Raw genomic sequence first — 20,795 nt, forward strand, 5'->3', positions numbered from 1 at the left:
ACCTTCGGAACCTGCCTTCAGAAGCCGATACCTATGCCGACCGAGGATCGCGGGCCATATCCACCATACCCACCAGGGCCGTACCATCCCGGCCCATACCATCCTGGGCCGCCCCAGCCACCCCAACCGCCATAGAAATAGGCATTGCTGTTGTAGCTGCGGATGGCGTCGTCCAGCGCGCGTTGAGCACGCTCACGCTCGATCGTGGATTCCTGCTCGTCGTAGATGCGCTTGTTCAGCCGCGTCAGATCCAGCTTTTGCGCATCCGTCATAGCCGGTGCCCCTTCCTGCGATTCGGGAAGCCGTGCCGAAGGCGCGTCGGGCGGAGGCAACTGCAACTGCGCACAGCCAGCGGCAAGTGTCAGTGCCAACAGCGCCATTGCACAAGCCGGGGCTCGCCATGAGCGCGCAGCGTGCGCGGCGTGTGTCGCGTTGGTGGGGGAGGCTTCGGAGGTGGTTCGGGGCATGATGGCGCGATAACCCGGTGTGGTCCGTCCTATCCGTGGACGAGGGGCAACGGCGTCCGATGAGGGGCGGCCCTGCATCTCGCCGGATGTGAACTCAGAGTCCCTGGCGCGCGGGGCGTTCCGCGCGCCGTAGGGAATCTGTGTTTCAGTGCTGCCCGGCCGGTGCGGCGTGAGGCTGTGCGGTGAACAGCTGGGCCGCATCGACCTTGTCGAAATGATACGTCTGACGGCAGAACTCGCAAGCCACTTCGACGCTGGGCCGTTCGTCGAACACGCTCATGACTTCCGCTTCGCCCAGCGTGCGCAGCATGTTCGACACGCGTTCGCGCGAGCAAGTGCAGCGAAACGCTGTGGGCAGCGGGTCGAACACACGGACCGTTTCCTCCCAGAACAGGCGATGCAGCATCGTCTCGCGGTCGGTGCTCAGCATTTCGTCGCGCTTGAGCGTGTTGCCCAGTTGGCAGGCGCGATTCCACATGTCTTCATCCACTTCGGGGGCATGTTCGGCACCGGTGCCGGCCGTGCCGCCGTGGCCCGGCAGCTTTTGCAACAGAATACCGACCGCGTGGTTTTCGTCCGAGGCCAGCCAAAGACGCGTATCGAGCTGCTCCGAATGGTGCATGTAGTGCTCGAGCACCGACGCTATGTCGGGCAGCGGACCATGTTCGTCCGACAGCGGCACCACGCCCTGATACGGCTGCTGGCCGGGTTGCTTCACGCGCGGATCGAGCGTGATGGCGAAGCTGGCGCGGCCATGAACGTTGACCATCGACTTGAGCGATGCGTCGTCCGGGATCTCGCCGCTGTATTTCGCGGTCGCGCGCATCGTGAGGTCGGCATTGCATTCCACGACCACCATGGTGACGGGGCCGTCGCCATGCAGTTGCAGGACCAGCGCGCCGTCGAATTTGACGTTCGCCGTCAGCAGGGCGGCCGCAGCCATCATTTCACCGAGCAGGTGGCGCACGGCCACCGGGTAGTCGTGACGTTCCAGCACAGCGCGCCAGGTGGCGTCGAGGCTGACGTATTCGCCGCGCACGGGGGCGGCGTCGAACATGAATTTCTGAAGTTGGTCGGACACGGTCGAATTCCTGAAAAATGCGGCAACGGCGGTTGGGGCTGAGGGTCGACGGGAGAGCGATGCCTCGTGGGCATCCATTGCCCTCTCGTGCATTAAGCGCACAAGTCTTTCTGCATTCGCTCGTTCTGGCTGACCCATCAGCGCGCAATCGCCGACGATTGGCGCGTCAATGTTGCGATATCTGGGGGCGCGCGCCGCATTTTCAACACGTCGGCAGCGAAGGCTCGCGCTCCCGACTGGCCGCGCGCGCCGCTGCCGGACGTGCGTTCAGCCGATGCGCACCAGTTGTTCCTTGAAAACCTGCCGGCGCGTTGCATAGACGTCGGCGTTGCGCTTGAGATTGGCGACTTCTTCATCGGTCAGTTCGCGCACGACCTTGGCGGGTACGCCGAGAATCAGCGAACGGTCCGGAAACGTCTTGCGCTCGGTCACCAGCGCGCCTGCGCCCACCAGGCTGTCGCGGCCGATGACGGCACCGTTGAGCAACACGGCCTGAATGCCGATCAGCGAGTTCTCGCCGACGGTGCAGCCGTGCAGCATGGCCTGATGGCCGACACTGACGCCATCGGCCAGCGTGAGCGGATAGCCCGGATCGGCATGCAGCACGGCGCCTTCCTGCACGTTGGTGCCGACGCCGACCTTGATCGGCTCGTTGTCGCCGCGAATTGCCACGCCCGGCCACACGCTGCTGTTCTCCGCAAGAATCACCTCACCGATGATGGTGGCGGTGTCGGCCACGAAAGCACTCTCGTGGATCTGCGGGGTCTTGTCTCCAAGTTTATAGATCGGCATGGCGGCTTCGGTTCGCGGTTAAAATCGACGAAACCGCTATTGTAACGTCATGGCCGATTTCACTCCTGCGCCCGGCGCCGATGCCGCGCACCAAGCCGTTTCCGGCAAATCCGTCGAAATTCCCTCTGCCTGCGCCCGCGAACGTGCGCTCGAACTGCTGCGCGTCTGCGATCCGTTCGAGAAGGCCGCGGGCGTGACGGCGCTGCGTGACGCCGTTCGCGATGGGGCGGCGCGTTGGCATCCGGCGCGTCGATTTGTGTCTGTCGACGGTGAGCATGAGGCCGGAATTCCTGGACGTCCGGCCACACCGCAACTGGTTTCGCCCAGAGAACTGAAGCAGCGGGCGGTGACATCGGTGGACGGGCGCGCCGCGTTGTTGCACGCGCTCGCTCACATCGAATTCAACGCCATCAATCTCGCACTGGACGCTCTGTGGCGCTTCGACGACCTGCCGACCGGCTATTACGACGACTGGCTTCAGGTCGCGGCGGAGGAGGCGTATCACTTCTCGCTGCTCGTCTCGCACCTGAGAACGTTGGGCGATCAGTACGACTACGGCTGCTTCCCGGCGCACGACGGTCTCTGGGACATGGCGCGGCGCACGTCCGGCGACTGGCTGGCACGTCTCGCGCTCGTGCCGCGAACGCTCGAAGCGCGCGGTCTGGACGCCAGTCCGCCCATCAAGGCCAAACTCTCCAGCGCCGGCGACAAGGCCGGTGCGGCGATTCTCGACATCATCCTGCGTGACGAAATCGGGCACGTCGCCATCGGCAACCGCTGGTATCGCTGGGGCTGTGAGCGTGCGGGCTGCGAGCCGGTCGAGACGTACGCACGGCTGGCCGCACAGTACGGCGCGCCACGCCTTCGTGGGCCGTTCAATCTCGAAGCCCGCCGAGCGGCCGGCTTCGACGATGCCGAACTCGCGGCGCTTCAGGCCGGTGAGTGAGAGCGGCGTCCACGTGAAAGCGCGTTCCGCTTTTTGACGCCGCTACCGAGGTGGCGATGTCCGTCGATATACTCGACGTTCCTCATTCGTTCAGATATTCACTTTCTGCCGGTGTCATGACTGATGTGACCGATATGACCGATTCCCGATCCGAGTTTCTGACGGTGCGCGGCTTGCGCCACCACGTTCGCCAGTGGGGCACGCCCGGCGCGCCGAAACTGTTTGCGCTGCATGGCTGGATGGACGTGTCGGCATCGTTCCAGTTTGTCGCGCAGACGCTCGCGCAGCGTTGGCACGTGCTCGCGCCCGACTGGCGCGGCTTTGGCCTTACCGACTGGCCCGTCGCCGACGGACGCGCCGGCAGTTATTGGTTCCCGGACTACATCGCCGATCTCGATGCGCTCGTCGACGTCTACGCGGCACCCGGCGAAGCCATCAATCTGATCGGCCACAGCATGGGCGGTAACGTGGCCTGTCTGTACGCCGGTGTGCGTCCGGCGCGAGTGCGGCGTCTCGTGAATCTCGAAGGCTTCGGCTTGCCGCCGTCGCCACCGGCCGCAGCGATCCGTCAGCTGAGCCGCTGGCTGGACGATGTGCAGACGCAGCCGACGTTGCGTCCGTACGCGACGCTCGACGATGTGGCGGCACGCCTGCGCAAGACGAACCCGCGCCTCACGCCGGAGCGGGCAGCGTGGCTTGCGCCGCGCTGGGCGCGTCAGGCGAGCGACGGCCAGTGGCATCTGCTTGCCGATGCAGCCCACAAGATGGCCAATCCGTATCCGTACCGGCTCGACGAAGCCATGGCGGTGTGGAGCAACGTGAGCGCGCCCGTCCTGCACGTCGAGGCGACGGATTCGGACGTGCTGCAACATTTCTCCGGGGCGCAGGGTACGGATGTCTTTCGAGAACGGTTCGAGGTCTTTCCGAATTTGACGGAGGCGTTCGTCGACGACGCAGGGCATATGCTGCATCACGATCAGCCGGAAGTTGTCGCGCGCCTCATCGAGGATTTCTGCCGAGACTAAGGGCCGGTCAGCGCAGCGGGACGTGTTCGGGCCGCACGTGGCAACTCGCGTCGCGTGCACTTGAGCGGTAGAATGAGGGCGTCATTACCACGTCATACGCCGGTGCCAGAAGGGCAATCAGGGGCGAGGGGGGGCGGGCGGCAGGGCCGCCGACGTCCCCGAGATCCCGGATTGCGCCATCACCCGGCGGCTTATCATGCTCAACGCGGATCTTCACTGTCATTCCAAGGTGTCGGACGGCACGCTGACGCCGTCCGAAGTGGCGCAGGTCGCTTTCGAGGCGGGCGTCGACCTGTGGGCGCTGACGGACCACGACGAAATCGGCGGCCAGCGCGAAGCGCGGGCGGCGGCCGAAGCGCTGGGCATGGGTTACGTGAGCGGCGTCGAAATCTCGATTACGTGGGCCAACCGCACGGTGCATATCGTCGGACTGAACATCGATCCCGACAATCCGACGCTGATCGACGGCCTTGCGGCAACGCGCGGCGGTCGTGCGGCGCGGGCGCAACTGATGAGCGAGCAATTGGCGGCCGCCGGCATTCCCGATGCTTACGAAGGCGCGCTGCGCTTCGTCGGTAACCCCGATCTGATCTCTCGCACGCACTTCGCGCGCTTTTTGGTAGAAATCGGCAAATGCGCGTCGGTCTCCGACGTTTTTGCAAAGTATCTTTCGGAGGGACGTCCGGGCTACGTGCCGCACCGATGGGCCACGCTCGAAGAGTCCGTCAAGTGGATTCGCGGGGCAGGTGGCATTGCCGTCGTTGCCCACCCCGGACGCTATAAATTCACGCAGCTGGAATTCGGCGCGCTGTTCGATCAGTTCCGCGAACTGGGCGGCGAAGCGATTGAAGTGGTGACCGGCAGCCATACGCCGGATCAGTACCGCGAGTATGCCGATGTCGCGCGTCAGTACGGTTTTCTGGCGTCGCGCGGCTCGGATTTCCATGGACCGACCGAGAGCCGCGCGCTGCTCGGCAAGCTGCCACCGTTGCCCGACGATCTCACCCCGGTCTGGAGCCGCTGGCAGTAACTTACCGCCAACATGTCGCAATTCTTCCAGATTCACCCGGAAAATCCTCAGTCACGTCTCATCAAGCAAGCGGCGCAGATCATCGACAAGGGGGGCATCGTGGCGCTGCCGACCGATTCGAGCTACGCCATTGCCTGTCATATCGACGATAAGCAGGCGGTCGACCGCCTGCGCCGTATTCGCGGACTCGACGAGAAGCAGATGCTCTCGCTGCTGGTGCGCGATTTGTCCGAGCTGGCCGAATTCGCCATCGTCGACAACCGGCAGTACCGGCTGATCAAGGCAACGACGCCGGGGCCTTACGTCTTCATCCTGGAGGCGACGAAAGAGGTGCCGCGACGGCTCTCGCATCCGTCGCGAAAGACGATCGGCCTGCGTGTGCCGGAGCATGCCATCACGCTGGCGTTGCTCGAAGAATTAGGCCAGCCGCTGCTGGCCACGACGTTGATTCTGCCGGATGAAACCGAGCCGCTGAACGACCCGGAGGAGATCCGGGAGCGGCTCGAGAAGCAACTTGACCTGGTCATCGACGGTGGGGCGTGCCCCAAGGAGCCGTCGACGGTGGTCGATCTGACGGTGACGCCGCCGGAGGTGTTGCGCCGCGGACGCGGATCGTTGACCCCATTCGGTTTGTCGTGATGGCGTGGATGTCGCCGCACCCGCCTGCTGGGGTCCCAAAATCTTTGTAAGGGTGGGTAATACTGGCGTGCAGGTCTGCTTGTTACAATAGCCGGCTATGAATGCAGACCTGATCCAGACCATTGCGGTCTACGCGCTTCCCGTCCTCTTCGCCATTACGTTGCACGAGGCTGCGCACGGCTATGTCGCCAAGCATTTCGGCGACCCCACGGCATTTCTGATGGGGCGCGTCACGCTCAATCCCCTCAAGCACATCGACCCGATCGGCACGATCCTCGTGCCGCTCGCGCTTTATTTCATGACGAGCGGGGCTTTCCTGTTCGGTTACGCGAAGCCGGTGCCGGTCGCGTTCGGCAGCTTGCGCAACCCGCGCGTCGATACGATCTGGGTGGCGTTGGCCGGCCCGCTGTGCAACTTCGCTCAGGCGATCCTCTGGGCTTTGCTCGGCGTCGGGCTCCAGATCGCGGGCGTTCGCGAGCCGTTCTTCATGATGATGGCGCAGGCCGGTCTCGTGGTGAACCTCGTGATGTGCATGTTCAACCTGTTTCCTGTGCCGCCGCTCGACGGCGGACGCGTACTGGTATCGCTGCTGCCTGCGCGCGCGGCCTATACGCTCTCACGCATCGAGCCTTACGGCTTTTTCATCGTGATGGCGCTGGTTGTCAGCGGTGTGCTCGGCCGTGTCTGGCTGTGGCCGCTGATTCAGTGGGGGCGTGACGTGATCGTGTGGATGCTCACGCCGCTGCTGTCGCTGGCTTCCTGAAGTTTTTGCAGACTCATAACTAGACCATGTACCCCGAACGCGTTTTCTCCGGCATGCGACCGACCGGTCGTTTGCACCTCGGCCACTATCACGGCGTGCTCAAGAACTGGATTCAGCTCCAGTCGGAGTATCCGTGCTACTTCTGCGTGGTCGACTGGCATGCGCTCACCACGCACTACGAGACGCCAGATGTCATCGAACAGAACGTATGGGACGTGCTGATCGACTGGCTGGCCGCAGGGATCGATCCGAATCAGGCCACGCTCTTCATCCAGAGCAAGGTGCCCGAGCATGCCGAACTGGCGCTGCTCATCGGCATGAGCACGCCGCTGGGCTGGCTCGAACGTGTGCCGACGTACAAGGAGCAGATCGAGAAGCTCAAGGAGAAGGACCTGTCGACGTATGGCTTCCTTGGCTATCCGGTGCTCATGGCAGCCGACATTCTTCTGTATCGCGCGCTGCATGTGCCGGTGGGTGAAGATCAGGTGCCGCATGTGGAAATGACCCGTGAGATCGCGCGCCGCTTCAACTATCTATACGGTCGCGAAGCGGGCTTCGAAGAGAAGGCGCTCGCGGCTGCACGCAAGCTCGGCGGCAAGCGCTCGAAGCTTTATCTCGAATTGCGCAATGCGTATCAGGAGAAGGGCGACGACGAGGCGCTGGAGCAGGCGCGTGCCATGCTGTCCGAATCGCAGTCGTTGTCGATGGGCGATCGCGAGCGTCTTTTCGGTTATCTCGAAGGCGCACGCAAGCTGATTCTGGTGGAGCCGCAGGCGCTGTTGACACCGGCATCGCGTATGCCGGGGCTCGACGGTCAGAAGATGTCGAAGTCCTATAACAACACCATCGGCTTGCGCGAAGACGCGGAGTCGATCACCAAGAAAGTGCGCACGATGCCGACGGATCCGGCGCGCGTGCGTCGTACCGATCCGGGCGATCCCGACAAGTGCCCCGTGTGGCAGTTGCATCAGGTCTATAGCGACGACGACACGCGTGAGTGGGTTCAGAAGGGCTGCCGCAGTGCGGGCATCGGTTGCATCGAATGCAAGCAGCCGGTCATCGAAGGTATTTTGCGTGAACAACAGCCGATGCTCGAGCGCGCGCAAAAGTACATGGACGATCCGTCGCTGCTGCGCGCTATCGTTGCCGATGGCTGCGAGAAGGCCCGCAAATCGGCGCAGGAAATCATGCGCGACGTGCGTGAAGCCATGGGGCTCCAGTATTCATGACGGCTGACGTCGTGACCGCCGCTGCTTCGGGTGCCGTGCACGGCACCGGTGCACCGTCTGCGTGGCTGATGCGCTGGGCGCATCTGATCGCGCCGGGCGCGCGGGTGCTCGATCTTGCGTGCGGTCACGGGCGTCATGCACGCTGGCTCGCTGAGCAAGGTGCGCACGTGACGGCCGTCGATCGCGACGAAGCGGCGCTTGCCACGATGGCAACGCTGGCGAACGTGACGACGCTCAATGCCGATCTGGAAGGGGCGCCGTGGCCGCTGGCGGCAGATGCGACGTTCGATGCCGTCATCGTCACAAACTATCTGCATCGCCCGCTGTTTCCGCGGATCGCCGCGAGCGTGGCACCTGGCGGCGTGCTGATTTACGAAACGTTTGCCCAAGGAAACGAAAGGTACGGGAAACCGTCCAATCCGCTGTTTCTGCTGGCGCCGGGCGAGTTGCTCGACGTCGCGCGTACGGCGGGCCTGCGTGTTGCGGCTTACGAGGATGTCACGCTGCCTGCACCGCGCGCGGCGTGTGTGCAGCGCCTATGTGCCGTACGTGCTGCCGTCCCCGGGGAAAACCCCGGCGCGCCCTTGTACGAGGCGACAGCGTAATCCGCTACAATCCACCCTTATCGCTGAATTGTTCGATCAACCATGACTACCCAAACTCCGATTCAAGGCAGTATCGTCGCGATTGTCACCCCGATGGCAGAGGACGGCAGCCTTGACCGTGAAGCACTGCGTAACCTGATCAACTGGCACGTCGACGAAGGCACGGACGGTATCGTGATCGTCGGCACGTCGGGCGAGTCCCCGACGGTGAACGTGGAAGAGCACTGCGAACTCATCGAGATCGCCGTCCAGCAAACCGCAGAAGCCGGCCAGTCGCGTGGGCGCAAGGTGCCCGTGATCGCCGGTACCGGCGGCAATTCGACGGCCGAAGCCATCGAGCTGACCCGACATGCAAAGAAGGTCGGTGCGGATGCGTCGCTGCAAGTCGTGCCGTACTACAACAAGCCGACGCAGGAAGGCCAGTACCAGCACTTCCGCGCCATTGCCGAAGCCGTTGAGCTTCCGGTCATCCTCTATAATGTGCCCGGCCGTACCGTGGCAGACGCCAGCAACGATACGCTGCTGCGTCTGGCGCAAGTGCCTGGCATCGTTGGCGTGAAAGACGCCACGGGCAACCTGGATCGCGGCATCGACCTGATCCGGCGCGCTCCCAAGAGCTTCGCCGTGTACAGCGGCGACGACCTGACGGCTGTTGCGCTCATGCTCATGGGCGGTCAGGGTAATATCTCGGTCACCGCCAACGTGGCACCGCGTGCAATGCACGATCTGTGCGTTGCTGCGCTGGCTGGCGACGTGACCAAGGCACGTGAACTGCAATTCAAGTTGTTCGAACTGCATCGTGCCATGTTCGTCGAAGCCAATCCGATCCCCGTGAAGTGGGCGCTGCAAAAGATGGGCATGATCGCGTCGGGCATCCGCCTGCCGCTCACGCCGCTTGCGCAGCCGTATCAGGACACGGTGCTCGAAGCCCTCAAGTCGGCCAACATCGCCGTTGTCTAAGCTGTCGTTCAGGCACCCGGGTTCGATTGCCCACCCATTTTTTTGCGACTCATGAAACGAATCGTCAGTAATTCCGTAGCTCGTCCCGTGCTGGCATGGGCCGCTATTGCCTCGTTGGCCCTCGTCGCTGGATGCAGCTCGCTGTCGAGCGCCTTGTCTTCGGACAAGGTCGACTACAAGAGCTCGAAGACCGGCCCCTCGCTCGACGTCCCGCCGGATCTGACGAACATTCAGGCCGCTGACCGTAAGTATGTGACGCCGGGCGGTACCGCCACGCTGTCGACCTACGAGACGCAGCAGAAGGTCGTTGCCGCCAATCCGACGGATACGGTGCTGCCGGACGTGCCGGGCATGAAGGTCGTGCGCGACGGCAACGAGCGTTGGCTCGTGATTCAGAAGCCGGCTGGCGAACTGTGGCCGACGCTGCGCGAGTTCTGGCAGGAAAACGGCTTCGTGCTGACGATCGACTCGTCCGATACCGGTGTGATGGAAACCGATTGGGCGGAGAACCGCGCCAAGCTGAATCAGGACATCATCCGCGATCTGCTGGGCAAGGTGCTGGACGGTCTGTATTCGACGGGCGAACGCGATCGTTTCCGTACGCGCGTCGAACGTGATCCGAACGGCGGCACGGACATCTACATCACGCATCGTCGCATGGTGGAAGTGTTCACGAACTCGCAGAAGGACACGACCAAGTGGGAGCCGGCACCGAATGATCCGGGTCTCGAAGCCATCATGCTCACGAAGCTGATGCAACGCTTCGGTGCGCAGGCCGATCAGGCCAAGGCGCAAGTCGAAAGCGCGAAGGCGAGCGGTCCGACCAGCCAGGTCGTGAAGACGGCCGATGCTTCGTACCTCGACATCAACGAGCCGTTCGATCGCGCATGGCGTCGTGTCGGCGTGGCGCTCGACCGCGGTAACTTCACCGTGGACGATCGTGACCGCGCGAAGGGCCTGTACTTCGTGAGCTATGTCGATCCGGCATCGCTGGCGAAGGACAACGGCTTCTTCTACAGCCTGTTCCATGCGAAGGAAGTGCAGGATCAGAAGAAGGCCAAGAAGTACAGCGTGAACGTGCAGGGTCGCGGCGATAGCCAGACTCGCGTGCAGGTGCTCGACGACAAGGGTAACGTCGACAACTCGCAGATCGCTCAGACGATCATCAGCGTGATCGGCAACCAGCTCCGTTAAGGCGGGGCGTGCGGTTCGCCAGTCTAGGCAGCGGCAGCGAAGGCAATGCCCTGCTGGTGGAGGCGTCGGAAGGTGCCTCCACGACACGCATTCTCCTCGATTGCGGTTTCTCGATGCGAGAGGTCGAGCGTCGCCTCACGGCACGCTCGATCGACGTGGCGTCGCTCGACGCCATCGTCATCACGCATGAACACGCCGACCACATCGGCAGTGCACTTTCCCTCACTCGCAAGTATCGAATCCCGCTCATTATGAGTTGGGGAACGGGCCAGGCCGTCAAGGTCGCCACGACGCTCTCTGTCGAGGACAGCACCGCGCTCGTACGATGGTGTCGTTCCGACGAGCGGCTCACGGTAGGTGGCCTGGAGCTGCATCCCTATACGGTGCCGCACGACGCGCGCGAGCCTTTGCAATTCGTGTTTTCCGATGGCGCACGCCGCTTGGGTGTGCTGACCGATGCCGGGTGTCCGACGGCGCATGTCATCGCCACGCTGGGCGGTTGCGACGCGTTGGTGCTCGAATGCAATCACGATCGCGAGATGCTGGCCAATAGCAAGTATCCGCCGTCGCTTAAAGCGCGCATTGGCGGCACCTATGGCCATTTGGCGAACGATGCGGCTGCGGAGATTCTCGGGGCGATCGACCGTGCAAAACTTCAGCGTGTGGTCTGTGCGCACTTGAGCGAGCAGAACAATACGCCGGAGCTCGCGATGGCGGCGATGACCGCTGTCATCGGCACGGAGGCGACGGAGATCCTCGTGGCAACGCAGGCGGGGGGATTCGACTGGCTGATGTGCTAGCGAGGTGTCTCGCAGCGTGCGGATGTGAAGCGTATAGATGTAAAAAGTACAGACGTAAAAAAGCCGGTCAGAAGACCGGCTTTTTTTGCTCAACTGCCTTGCGGCAGTGAGAGCTTACTTGCTGGCAGCAGCGTCAGCAGCCGAAGCAACGGCGTCAGCAGCAGCACCAGCAGCCGAAGCGGCCGTGTCAGCAGCAGCACCAGCAGCCGAAGCAGCCGAGTCAGCAGCAGCGCCAGCAGCCGAAGCGGCGTCCGAAGCAGCCGTAGCAGCCGAAGCGGCAGCGTCAGCAGCCGGAGCAGCGGCTTCTTCCTTCTTGCCGCAGGCGGTCAGGGCGATAGCCAACAACGAAGCGACGAGGAGAGACTTCTTCATGATCACGTCCTTTTATGGTAGAAGACAAGCGAAGTGAATATTAGTTACGGTAATACGCTCTTGCCAGCGCAAAGCCGATTGCGAGACATTGGCAATTGAGGATTACCCTTGGTCATGCAAGCTGCTTGGCGAGAAATTATATTGGGTTTTCCCCAACGCGTCACGTCAATCTCGCGGTTTTACCCCGCTTTTTTCCTTACGGCGCGCAACTTTCGCACGCCTTTCGCGTCGGGTCCAAGCAGCAGCCATCCCGAAGCATACCAATCGTACAGAATTTCAACGATTTCTTGGTCTTTTTGCTCGAAATTCGCACATTCCACTGCATTTAGCTCGCGCTGATCTGCAAGGGTTCGTAACGTAGAGCGCGCAGTGACAGGCACTTCAAGTGGTTCGCCGTTGACGAAGTACCGGTTGCGTCGATACAACAATTGCGTCTTCGGCGAGAGCGTCAGGCCTCGTGCAGATACTTCGTGCACGAAACGTGACGTCGAAAGCGGCTTCTCGGGCGGATCGAAAAACACGTGCGATTTCGGTTCGCTGAGCCAGCGACCCAGGAAATCTTCGACTTCCTTTTGGCCCCAGCGCACACGTTCGAGCTGCGAAATGAGCGTGTCGATCATCGCATCGGGCAGTGCCGCCGGATGTTTGACGGCGGGTTGCTTCGGATCTGCGTATCGCCCAGCGAAATGGCGTGCAAACGGCAGGTCGGCGGCATTTTCCGCGAGGTAATACAGGAAGTTCTGAAGCATTTCCTGTTCGAGCGGCGCGCGAAATCCGATGGAGTAAGTCATGCACTCGCCCTCGGCCACGCCGTCATGCGCGTAGCCCGGCGGCAGATACAGCATGTCGCCCGGTTCCAGCACCCATTCCTCTTCGGCTTCGAAGTTTTTCAGGATGCGCAGCGGCACGTCTTCCAGCCATGTCGTGTCGCGTTGCGGCCCGATGCGCCAGCGGCGCTTGCCGTGTGCTTGCAGCAGAAACACGTCGTATGAATCGAGGTGCGGGCCGACGCCGCCGCCATCGGTGGCGTAGCTGATCATCACATCGTCGAGACGCGCGTCGGGAATGAAGCGAAACTGTTGCATCAGGGCGTCGACCGCGGGCGCGTGAAGATTCACGCCCTGTACGAGAAGCGTCCATTGCTTGCGCGTGAGCGGTGGCAGATCGTCGGCGTCGAACGGCCCGTGATCGAGTTGCCAGCGTTTGCGCGCGTGGGTGATCAGGCGGGATTCGACATCGTCCTGTGCCGCAAGGGCGAACAGTGCTTCACGCGAGAGCGGTGCGGAAAAACCCGGGATCGCCTGGCGGATAAGCAACGGGCGCTTGTGCCAGTAGCGCTTCATGAAAGCGTCGGGAGCGAGGCCGCCGAGCAACGGCAATAGGGAGGGAGATGTCGTCATGCGTAGGAGCCGGGCCGCTGTCATACGGCAGCGCGTATAATGCGGGCTGTTTTTCGGAGAGTTTGATGAAGATCGAAAAGAATACCGTCGTCTCGGTGACTTACAAGTTGTCGGACGCTCAGGGCAACCTGATCGAAGAAAGCGGCGCCGAGCCGATGGTCTATCTGCACGGCGGCTATGATGGCACGTTCCCCAAGATCGAGGAAGCGCTCGATGGCCAGGACGTCGGCTTTGAAACCCAACTGCAACTGGAACCGACGGACGCCTTCGGCGACTACGATTCCGAGCTGATCAAGATCGAAGAGCGCGGCCGTTTCCCGGAACCGCTCGAAGTCGGCATGCAGTTCGAAGGCACGCCGGAAGATGGCGACGAAGAGGCCGATACGCTGATCTACACGGTGACCGACGTTGCCGATGACAAGGTCGTGCTCGATGGCAACCACCCGCTCGCGGGCATGGCACTGCGCTTCGAACTGAAGGTGACGGACGTGCGTCAGGCCACCGAAGAGGAAATCGAGCACCAGCATGCGCATGGCGCATCGGGTCTCGAGATCGTCGACGAGGACGAAGACGACGCGCCCACGCTGCATTAATCGCGGTACCCGCCAAGCGTCCCCCGTGACGCGAAGCCCGCGAGCAGTATGAGCAAGAACGCCGGACAGGTGCATCGCGATATGCGATGCGCCTGTCCGGCGTTTGCATTTCCAGGATGTGTATCTGCGTAATGCGTGGGCGGGTGACGAGCGCCGAAGCGCAGGCCTGAGCCGAATCTACGACGTGAACTGCTTCAATTGCCGTGCGTCGTGCTGCGAGACGTGGCTTTCGGGAGCATTGCGGGGCCGATCGGCATGACACCCTCGTTCGGGTCAAGACTGATGGACGTGTTGCTCGTCAGGCCAGAGGCCGGGTAGAGCGCCGAATAAGGCGCGGATGCGGGCGTTGCGGTGGACGTCGATGCAGGTGTCGCCGGCGGCGTGGCATGGCCCGCAGGCGCAGTCCCGGGTGCCGCAGCCGGTGGAAACACGCTGCCTCCAGTCGTCGTTCGCCCCGCTTCCATCCCCGTTCCCGTCCCCAAGGCGGCGCTTTGTGCGGCTGTTGCACCGCTGCTGCGCTGACCGTTGGCCGTCGGCGCAGCCGTGCTGTTCGGTGGCAGGAGCGCGCTTTCGAAGCGGAATAGCTGGGACGTTCGAGGATCGACGTGCACGCGCACCCATCGATTGTTCGTAGGAGACCCGAAGGTGCTCAACTGCGTGAACGTCTTCACCGGTGCCCCATGGGCATCACGCAAGGGTTGCGAGTGACGCATCGTCTTGCCGCTGTCGATCAGCAGAATCGGCCCTTTGAAACGCGCCGCCAGTCGTTGCAACTGCGTGCGGAAATCCTTGTAGCCGTCCACGCCGCGACGTCCCGCGCGATCCGAGAAAATGCCGCCCAGTCCGCCGCTGCGCACCGACTCGAACTCCGGATCGGCCTGCGCGATGACGACCATACCGAGCGCGCCCTTCTGCTGGGCGTAGACAAGTGCGTGTTGCAGCCAGACGCGTGTCGCGATCACCCGATCCTCGTACTCGCCATTCCGTCCGCCAGCCGAGCGATAGTTATTGTTATTGCCCGGAAGATTCACGCCGACGAAAACGACGCCGCGATAAAACCATCGCACGTTCTCGTGATACTGCCGAAAGCGTGCCATGTCGCTCTGTCGCGTGAGGTCGAACTGTGCGTAGCCGACAGGGCCGGGGCCCAGTAGCGCGTCGTCGTCGAAGGCGTGATCGCGCAGGAAGTCGAGCCGCTCCACCGGGTTGTAGCTGCCGTCCGTTGCACGTTCGCAATCGGCCCAGTCGTTCGCGCCGGGCACGTAGATCATCGGCTTGGGCGAACTGGCCAGCAGACTCAGGCGCTGCGTGACGAGGTCGTCGCGGCACGATTCCGAAACGCTTTTGAGATTGCCTGCGTGTACGACGAACGCCGCCGGGGTGTCGCCGATGCTTGCCAGCACGCTGCGCGTGACCGGCACCTCGGTGCTGTTGAACGGCGTATTGCCGAGCACTGCGAACTCGAAGGGCGGCGGCTTGGCCGGTGCCTTGGGTTGTGTCTTCGCCGCAGTCCGGGGCGACGCTTTCGCGCCACCCGCGGTCGCCATCGCCGATGTCGGGCCGATCGCCAGTGCAAGCGTCACGAGACACGCGGCCAGCAGGCCGGTACAGGTGTCATGCATGACGTGTGGGCGACGAAGGTTCGACATATCGGCGAGTGCGGTCGTGGCGTCAGTCGTGCTTGCGGCCGCGCATCAGGCTTCGCAGTTCATACAGCAGATCGAGCGCGTCGCGCGGACGCAGATCGTCCGGATCGATTTCTGCCAGACGCGCCAGCGCCGCTTCCGACGCAGGGTCGAGGGCGGGAACGTCGCGAGCACCCGCGCCGCTTGCAACGGGTGCGATAGCGTCGTCGTCCACATCCTCTTCGGCAGGCTCAACGGCCGCGCGCGGCGCAAACAAATCGAGCTGCGGCGCGGCGGGATCGAGCGCCTGCTGTTCGAGCAGCGCGAGATGCTTGCGTGCCGCGCGGATGACCGGCATCGGCACGCCTGCGAGTTGCGCCACCTGCAAGCCGTAGCTCTGGCTCGCCGGGCCATCCTGTACCGCGTGCAGGAACACGATCCCTTCGCCGTGTTCTACCGCCGACAGGTGGACGTTCGCGCATTGCGGGAACTCGTCGGGCAGTTGCGTCAGTTCGAAATAGTGCGTGGCGAAGAGCGTGTAGCAACGGTTATGGCCGAGCAGATGACGGGCGATGGCCCAGGCGAGTGCGAGGCCGTCGAAGGTGGACGTTCCTCGCCCGATTTCATCCATCAGCACGAGACTCTGCTCGGTGGCCGTATGCAGAATCGCCGCCGATTCGGTCATCTCGACCATGAACGTCGAGCGCCCGCCGGCGAGGTCGTCCGATGCGCCGATGCGCGTGAAGATCGCGTCGAGCGGTCCGAGTCGCACCGCTTCGGCAGGCACATAGCAGCCGACATACGCCAGCAGCGCGATCAGTGCGGTCTGACGCATGAACGTCGACTTACCGCCCATGTTCGGGCCGGTGATCAGCAGCAGACGACGTGGATCGCCCAGCGAGCAATCGTTGGCGATGAAGCGCTCGACCTGTTGTTCGACGACGGGGTGTCGACCTTGACGAATGTCGACCACACGATCCTGCACCAGTTCGGGCTTCACCCAACCGAGCGTCTCGGCGCGCTCCGCGAGCGACGCCAGCACATCGAGTTGCGCGAGCGCCTGCGCAATGCGCTTGAACTCGGTGATATGCGGCAGCAGCGATTGCAGCAGCGCGTCGTAGAGCATCTTCTCGCGCGCGAGCGAGCGCTCCTGCGCCGACAGTGCCTTGTCTTCAAACGTCTTCAGTTCCGGCGTGATGTAGCGCTCGGCGTTCTTGAGCGTCTGACGGCGGCGGTAGTCGTCGGGCACTTTGTCCGTCTGACCGCGCGTGACTTCGATGTAGAAGCCGTGCACCTTGTTGAACTCGACGCGCAGATTGTTGATGCCGGTGCGCGCACGCTCGCGCGTTTCCAGATCGACGAGGAACTGACCGCAGTTCTCGGAAATGTCGCGCAGCTCGTCGAGATCGGCGTCGTGACCGCGCGCGATGACACCGCCGTCGCGCAGCATGGCCGCCGGCTCTTCGGCGACGGCGCTCGTGAGCAGCGCGAGCGCATCGTCCGGAATCGCGAGGTCTTCGTGCAGGATCGCCAGCAGCGGCGAGCGCGCTTCGACCGCGCGCAAAGTGGTGTGTAACTCGGGCAGGCGGCGCAGCGCATCGCGCAGGCTCGACAGATCGCGCGGACGCGCTGTCAGCAGTGCCAGACGTGCGGTAATCCGCTCGACGTCGGCGACGTGACGCAGTTCGCTATTGAGGGCGCGCCATGTGCCGGGGCCTTCGAGCAGCGTCGCAATGGCCAACTGGCGCGACTGCGGCACTTGCTGATCGCGCATCGGATGGTGCAGCCAGTGACGCATCAGGCGGCTGCCCATCGTCGTGCCGCAGGTATCGAGCAGCGAGAGCAGGGTGGGCGATTCGGTGCCGCGCAGTGTTTCCGTGAGTTCCAGATTGCGGCGCGTGGCAGCGTCGAGGCCAATATAGGCCGCTTCTCGCTCCACGTTCAGACTTTGCACATGTCGCAGCGACTGACCTTGCGTTGCGGCTGCGTATTGCAACAACGCGCCTGCGGCGCCCAGCGCCGGGTCGAGTCCGTCGCAACCGAACGCCGTCAGGCTGGCAACGCCCAGTTGGTCGCGCAGTCGTTGCGTGCCGGCGGCGGTGTCGAAATGCCAGTCGGGCACGCGCGTCGTGGTGCCGAGCGAAAAGTTGCCGAAGGCTTCGACGGCGCTATCGGGCACCAGCGTTTCCGCCGGACGGATGCGTTCGAGTTCGCGCGGCAGTTTGTCGGCAGCCACTTCCATCAGGCGCAGCTCGCCACTGGCCAGCGACAGCCACGCGAGACCGGCCATGCGAACGCTTGCGCGTCGCGCGGGCGGCATCTGCACGGCGAGCAGGTATTGATCGACCTTGTCGCTGAGCAGGGCGGCATCCGTGAGCGTGCCGGGGGTGACGATACGCACGACCTTGCGCTCGACCGGCCCCTTCGAGGTCGCGGGATCGCCGATCTGTTCGCAGATAGCGACGGATTCGCCGAGCTTGACCAGCTTGCCGAGGTACTGCTCGACGGCGTGGTGCGGCACGCCGGCCATGCGGATCGGCTGGCCGCCGGATTGCCCGCGGGCGGTGAGCGTGAGGTCGAGCAGACGCGCGGCCTTGGCGGCGTCGTCGTGGAAGAGTTCGTAGAAATCGCCCATGCGGTAGAACACCAGCATGTTCGGATGCTCGGCCTTGATGCGCGTGTACTGCTGCATCATCGGCGTCATGGCGGGTGTCGCAGTGGCTGCGGCCGGTGCCGCGGGAGTCGCTTGGGTGCTCGTCATGAATGAATTCGGGTCGGGCAAGTCGGGTCACGATGCGCGCCGGCGGGGATTTCCGCCCGGCACTTCTCTCGGTGGATCGGCAGGTCAGACCTCGTCGGTTCTGCCGGCTTGCACCATCGTGGCGCGTTGGATGCGCAATTTTACGACGGGTTCGGGTTGCGCCGTTATCCATCTCCTATGGATGTCACTCATCGTTGCCAATGAGGATGTCCCTTGCAGGCGTCAATCAGGCATCGAATATTTCTCAAGTTTCCCGAAAATGTGCCGTTTCGGGTGGTAATCTCTCGCAAAAATAAGCGAAAGCAAGACAAAAGCTACTCTCGTACGGGCCAGCATGGTGAAGTCGTTGAAGGGACGGGTCGCAGCGGCGACAGCACTCGTCTCGATGATATTGATCGTCGGATTGGCCGTCGGGATCGAGTTTTTCGTCTATGGGGAGTTGCGAAGCTCGATGCAGGCGCAGCTCGACACGCATGTGAAGCTCGCGGCCGATCAGCTCGACGACAAGCTGCGCGCCAAATTCATCGAACTGCACCGCATGGCGCGCAATATTGGCGACCCCGCCAACATGACGCCCGAGCAGTTCGAGACCTTCGTGGGGCTCTCGGTGTCGATGCCGGAGACGTTCAACACGATCTTCGTGGCCGCGCCCGACGGGCATCTGTTCTACGACTCCACCTTCGCTGCCACCCCCATCAATATCGCCGACCGCGACTATTTCCGGCAGTTGCTGGCGGGCGCGCCGCAATCGGCGTCCAGCGTGATTGCAGGCAAGATCACCGCCTCGCCGGGCATTGTCCTCGCGGTGCCCGTGACGAACGCGCAGGGCAAGGTGATCGCCGTCGTTGGCGGTGCGGTGAATCTCCTGCGGCAGAACTTCATCGTCGATCTCGCCAGCAATCGTGTCGGTGAGACGGGGCGCTACTGTCTGATCACAAACGAGAATCCGCCGCGCTACGTCATTCAGGCGGACGTCACCAAGATTCTCACGCCCGTAGGCCCGGTGCAGACGATGTGCGGCGTGCGCGACGCCGGCTCGAACGACATCGTCCATATGCATCCGCTGGTGGCGCGCGCCCCGATGGCCACAACGGGCTGGAACGTTGTGGCGGTGCTGCCCGGTGCGGAAGCGTTCGATCCGATTTCCCACGTCAGGCGTCAGGTGGTGTTGCTCGCCATCGCCGCGATCGGCATTGCCGCGCTCGTGATGTGGTGGGTGGCGCGGCGCTTGCTGCGTCCGCTCGACACGCTGCGCGAATTGGTCGAGCGCAGCGCGGGCGACATGCGGGCGGTGCAGTCGCTGCCCGTGCAGCGCGCCGACGAAATCGGTGCGCTGGCGAACACGTTCCGCAGCATGATGGAGCAACTGAGCGAACGCACGGAAGCGCTTGAGATGTCGCGTGAAGCGGCGCGCGCGAACGTGCGTCGGATGCAGGAAGTCGCAGATCGGGTGCCGTACCTCGTGGCGTTCCTCGGCGGCGACGAGCGGTTTGCCTTCGTGAACCGCGCCTGCGAGGTGCGGCTGCGGCGTTCGCGCGAACGTATTCTGGGCGTGACGGCACGCGAGTTGCTCGGGCCGTCGCTGTATCGCGAGTTCGCGCCGCATCTCGCGCGCGCTTTCGCTGGCGAGGCAGCCACGTTCGTGTGGGACTTCGGCGAAGACACGGCCTATCGATGCTTCGAAGTGAGCTATCAGCCCGAGTGGGCGACGCATAACGTGCTGGCCGGCGTTCACGTGTTCGTGCGCGATATCACCGTCGAGCGCTCGAACGAGCGGCGTTGGCGTCGTGAGTCGCATACGGACCATCTGACGGGGCTGCTCAATCGCAAGGGTTTCGATCAGGCGTTGTCGGGCGCGGTGCGTCGTGCACGCGAAGGGGCGGGCGCACAGGCGCTGCTGTTCGTCGATCTGGACCGCTTCAAACTGGTCAACGATACGTGGGGTCATTCGCTGGGCGACGAGTTGCTTCGGCGTCTCGCCAAACGACTGCTCGCGAGCGTGCGCGAGGGGGATGTGATTGCCCGCTTCGGAGGCGACGAATTCGCCGTGATCATGCGCGACGTGCAGGACGTGCTTGACGTCGAGCGCGCGGCGATGGCGATTCTCGATGCGGCGTCGCGACCGATGATGCTCTCGGTCGGCGAGGTGTCAGTGGGCGCTTGCGTCGGCGTGGCGATGGTGGCGCGCAACGAGGACAAGACGCCCGACATGCTGTTCGAAGCGGCCGATCGCGCCCTTTACGAGGCGAAGCACGGCGGGCGCGGGCGGTTCGTGCTCAGTAACGGCAGCGCCGAACGCTCACCATAAGAGGGTTCTGTAAGCGGGCGCTCACTGGGGGTGACGCGCCGTTGTGTCGACCGCTTCCTTGTCACTTCCTTGCATTAGGCGCAGGCAATCGAAAGCGCGCTGGCGATCATCTTCCCTGAAGTTACGGGCGTCGATTGTCTGACGCACAATGAGCGACGCCCGTCGTCGGCGATGTGCTCGGTAGTCGTTCTCGATGCCACTGCCG

Annotated in this window: 19 protein-coding genes; 12 read left to right on the top strand and 7 right to left on the bottom strand. The window is 63.3% G+C overall.

Features of this window, described 5'->3' with window-relative positions; genetic code table 11:
• Window positions 1-17 precede the first annotated feature (17 nt).
• From PAQ31011_RS26440 to PAQ31011_RS15920, 3 genes are all read right to left on the bottom strand, one after another.
• Window positions 18-467 carry a hypothetical protein gene (locus tag PAQ31011_RS26440; protein WP_174990152.1) on the bottom strand — a complete coding sequence of 150 codons (450 nt, stop codon included), beginning with the start codon at window positions 465-467 and terminating at the stop codon, window positions 18-20.
• A 145-nt stretch (window positions 468-612) separates the two neighbouring features.
• Window positions 613-1,548 (bottom strand): Hsp33 family molecular chaperone HslO, encoded by a 936-nt coding sequence (hslO, locus tag PAQ31011_RS15915; RefSeq protein WP_150576740.1) that lies wholly within the window; start codon window positions 1,546-1,548, stop codon window positions 613-615.
• 267 nt (window positions 1,549-1,815) lie between these two features.
• Complete coding sequence (locus PAQ31011_RS15920; RefSeq protein ID WP_046291507.1) at window positions 1,816-2,340, bottom strand: gamma carbonic anhydrase family protein; 525 nt, start codon at window positions 2,338-2,340, stop codon at window positions 1,816-1,818.
• Window positions 2,341-2,389: 49 nt separating this feature from the next.
• On the opposite strand from PAQ31011_RS15920, the gene PAQ31011_RS15925 reads away from it, so the two are divergent.
• The 10 genes from PAQ31011_RS15925 (at window position 2,390) to PAQ31011_RS15970 (ending at window position 11,531) form a co-directional block, all read left to right on the top strand.
• Window positions 2,390-3,286 (top strand): ferritin-like domain-containing protein, encoded by an 897-nt coding sequence (locus PAQ31011_RS15925; protein WP_150576741.1) that lies wholly within the window; start codon window positions 2,390-2,392, stop codon window positions 3,284-3,286.
• A gap of 134 nt (window positions 3,287-3,420) precedes the next feature.
• Entirely contained in the window at window positions 3,421-4,311 is an 891-nt protein-coding gene (locus PAQ31011_RS15930) for an alpha/beta fold hydrolase (RefSeq protein ID WP_150576742.1), read from the top strand.
• A gap of 196 nt (window positions 4,312-4,507) precedes the next feature.
• Window positions 4,508-5,341 (top strand): 3',5'-nucleoside bisphosphate phosphatase, encoded by an 834-nt coding sequence (locus PAQ31011_RS15935; RefSeq protein ID WP_150576743.1) that lies wholly within the window; start codon window positions 4,508-4,510, stop codon window positions 5,339-5,341.
• A 12-nt stretch (window positions 5,342-5,353) separates the two neighbouring features.
• Window positions 5,354-5,980: an L-threonylcarbamoyladenylate synthase gene (locus PAQ31011_RS15940; protein WP_046291510.1), complete on the top strand. Its 627-nt coding sequence runs from the start codon at window positions 5,354-5,356 to the stop codon at window positions 5,978-5,980.
• 97 nt (window positions 5,981-6,077) lie between these two features.
• Entirely contained in the window at window positions 6,078-6,743 is a 666-nt protein-coding gene (locus PAQ31011_RS15945; RefSeq protein WP_150576744.1) for a site-2 protease family protein, read from the top strand.
• A 26-nt stretch (window positions 6,744-6,769) separates the two neighbouring features.
• Window positions 6,770-7,972 (top strand): tryptophan--tRNA ligase, encoded by a 1,203-nt coding sequence (locus tag PAQ31011_RS15950; RefSeq protein WP_046291512.1) that lies wholly within the window; start codon window positions 6,770-6,772, stop codon window positions 7,970-7,972.
• Window positions 7,969-8,577 carry a class I SAM-dependent methyltransferase gene (locus PAQ31011_RS15955; RefSeq protein ID WP_150576745.1) on the top strand — a complete coding sequence of 203 codons (609 nt, stop codon included), beginning with the start codon at window positions 7,969-7,971 and terminating at the stop codon, window positions 8,575-8,577. Before PAQ31011_RS15950 ends, PAQ31011_RS15955 begins: the two co-directional genes overlap by 4 nt.
• A 42-nt stretch (window positions 8,578-8,619) precedes the next feature.
• Window positions 8,620-9,537, top strand: a complete 918-nt coding sequence (gene dapA, locus PAQ31011_RS15960) for a 4-hydroxy-tetrahydrodipicolinate synthase (RefSeq protein ID WP_150576746.1) — start codon at window positions 8,620-8,622, stop codon at window positions 9,535-9,537.
• Between the two features lie 51 nt (window positions 9,538-9,588).
• Entirely contained in the window at window positions 9,589-10,731 is a 1,143-nt protein-coding gene (gene bamC / locus PAQ31011_RS15965; RefSeq protein WP_150576747.1) for an outer membrane protein assembly factor BamC, read from the top strand.
• A gap of 8 nt (window positions 10,732-10,739) precedes the next feature.
• On the top strand, window positions 10,740-11,531 hold the full coding sequence (locus PAQ31011_RS15970) for an MBL fold metallo-hydrolase (RefSeq protein WP_150576748.1): 792 nt from the start codon (window positions 10,740-10,742) through the stop codon (window positions 11,529-11,531).
• A 114-nt stretch (window positions 11,532-11,645) separates the two neighbouring features.
• Here PAQ31011_RS15970 and PAQ31011_RS26445 read toward each other — a convergent pair whose 3' ends face one another.
• Together PAQ31011_RS26445 and PAQ31011_RS15980 are read right to left on the bottom strand one after the other, a co-directional pair.
• Complete coding sequence (locus PAQ31011_RS26445) at window positions 11,646-11,903, bottom strand: hypothetical protein (protein ID WP_072617452.1); 258 nt, start codon at window positions 11,901-11,903, stop codon at window positions 11,646-11,648.
• Between the two features lie 179 nt (window positions 11,904-12,082).
• On the bottom strand, window positions 12,083-13,303 hold the full coding sequence (locus PAQ31011_RS15980; RefSeq protein WP_246179609.1) for a ribosomal protein uL16 3-hydroxylase: 1,221 nt from the start codon (window positions 13,301-13,303) through the stop codon (window positions 12,083-12,085).
• 65 nt (window positions 13,304-13,368) lie between these two features.
• On the opposite strand from PAQ31011_RS15980, the gene PAQ31011_RS15985 reads away from it, so the two are divergent.
• Entirely contained in the window at window positions 13,369-13,896 is a 528-nt protein-coding gene (locus PAQ31011_RS15985) for an FKBP-type peptidyl-prolyl cis-trans isomerase (protein WP_039399261.1), read from the top strand.
• A 194-nt stretch (window positions 13,897-14,090) separates the two neighbouring features.
• On the opposite strand, the gene PAQ31011_RS15990 is transcribed toward PAQ31011_RS15985, so the two are convergent.
• Together PAQ31011_RS15990 and mutS are read right to left on the bottom strand one after the other, a co-directional pair.
• Window positions 14,091-15,518, bottom strand: a complete 1,428-nt coding sequence (locus PAQ31011_RS15990) for a hypothetical protein (protein WP_150576751.1) — start codon at window positions 15,516-15,518, stop codon at window positions 14,091-14,093.
• Between the two features lie 49 nt (window positions 15,519-15,567).
• On the bottom strand, window positions 15,568-18,282 hold the full coding sequence (gene mutS, locus PAQ31011_RS15995) for a DNA mismatch repair protein MutS (RefSeq protein ID WP_246179610.1): 2,715 nt from the start codon (window positions 18,280-18,282) through the stop codon (window positions 15,568-15,570).
• 334 nt (window positions 18,283-18,616) lie between these two features.
• Here mutS and PAQ31011_RS16000 point away from each other — a divergent pair, with 334 nt between their 5' ends.
• Window positions 18,617-20,590: a sensor domain-containing diguanylate cyclase gene (locus PAQ31011_RS16000; RefSeq protein WP_150576752.1), complete on the top strand. Its 1,974-nt coding sequence runs from the start codon at window positions 18,617-18,619 to the stop codon at window positions 20,588-20,590.
• Window positions 20,591-20,795 lie beyond the last annotated feature (205 nt).

This window comes from Pandoraea aquatica (assembly GCF_902459565.1).
Classification (GTDB): Bacteria; Pseudomonadota; Gammaproteobacteria; order Burkholderiales; family Burkholderiaceae; genus Pandoraea; species Pandoraea aquatica.

Excerpts from the sequence above, each read along its gene's own strand:
- PAQ31011_RS26440 (WP_174990152.1), bottom strand. The coding sequence starts at position 467 with ATGCCCCGAACCACCTCCGAAGCCTCCCCCACCAACGCGACACACGCC.
- PAQ31011_RS15920 (WP_046291507.1), bottom strand. The coding sequence starts at position 2,340 with ATGCCGATCTATAAACTTGGAGACAAGACCCCGCAGATCCACGAGAGT.
- PAQ31011_RS15925 (WP_150576741.1), top strand. The coding sequence starts at position 2,390 with ATGGCCGATTTCACTCCTGCGCCCGGCGCCGATGCCGCGCACCAAGCC.
- PAQ31011_RS15930 (WP_150576742.1), top strand. The coding sequence starts at position 3,421 with ATGACCGATTCCCGATCCGAGTTTCTGACGGTGCGCGGCTTGCGCCAC.
- PAQ31011_RS15935 (WP_150576743.1), top strand. The coding sequence starts at position 4,508 with ATGCTCAACGCGGATCTTCACTGTCATTCCAAGGTGTCGGACGGCACG.
- PAQ31011_RS15940 (WP_046291510.1), top strand. The coding sequence starts at position 5,354 with ATGTCGCAATTCTTCCAGATTCACCCGGAAAATCCTCAGTCACGTCTC.
- PAQ31011_RS15945 (WP_150576744.1), top strand. The coding sequence starts at position 6,078 with ATGAATGCAGACCTGATCCAGACCATTGCGGTCTACGCGCTTCCCGTC.
- PAQ31011_RS15950 (WP_046291512.1), top strand. The coding sequence starts at position 6,770 with ATGTACCCCGAACGCGTTTTCTCCGGCATGCGACCGACCGGTCGTTTG.
- PAQ31011_RS15955 (WP_150576745.1), top strand. The coding sequence starts at position 7,969 with ATGACGGCTGACGTCGTGACCGCCGCTGCTTCGGGTGCCGTGCACGGC.
- dapA (WP_150576746.1), top strand. The coding sequence starts at position 8,620 with ATGACTACCCAAACTCCGATTCAAGGCAGTATCGTCGCGATTGTCACC.
- bamC (WP_150576747.1), top strand. The coding sequence starts at position 9,589 with ATGAAACGAATCGTCAGTAATTCCGTAGCTCGTCCCGTGCTGGCATGG.
- PAQ31011_RS26445 (WP_072617452.1), bottom strand. The coding sequence starts at position 11,903 with ATGAAGAAGTCTCTCCTCGTCGCTTCGTTGTTGGCTATCGCCCTGACC.
- PAQ31011_RS15980 (WP_246179609.1), bottom strand. The coding sequence starts at position 13,303 with ATGACGACATCTCCCTCCCTATTGCCGTTGCTCGGCGGCCTCGCTCCC.
- PAQ31011_RS15985 (WP_039399261.1), top strand. The coding sequence starts at position 13,369 with ATGAAGATCGAAAAGAATACCGTCGTCTCGGTGACTTACAAGTTGTCG.
- PAQ31011_RS15990 (WP_150576751.1), bottom strand. The coding sequence starts at position 15,518 with ATGCATGACACCTGTACCGGCCTGCTGGCCGCGTGTCTCGTGACGCTT.
- mutS (WP_246179610.1), bottom strand. The coding sequence starts at position 18,282 with ATGACGAGCACCCAAGCGACTCCCGCGGCACCGGCCGCAGCCACTGCG.
- PAQ31011_RS16000 (WP_150576752.1), top strand. The coding sequence starts at position 18,617 with ATGGTGAAGTCGTTGAAGGGACGGGTCGCAGCGGCGACAGCACTCGTC.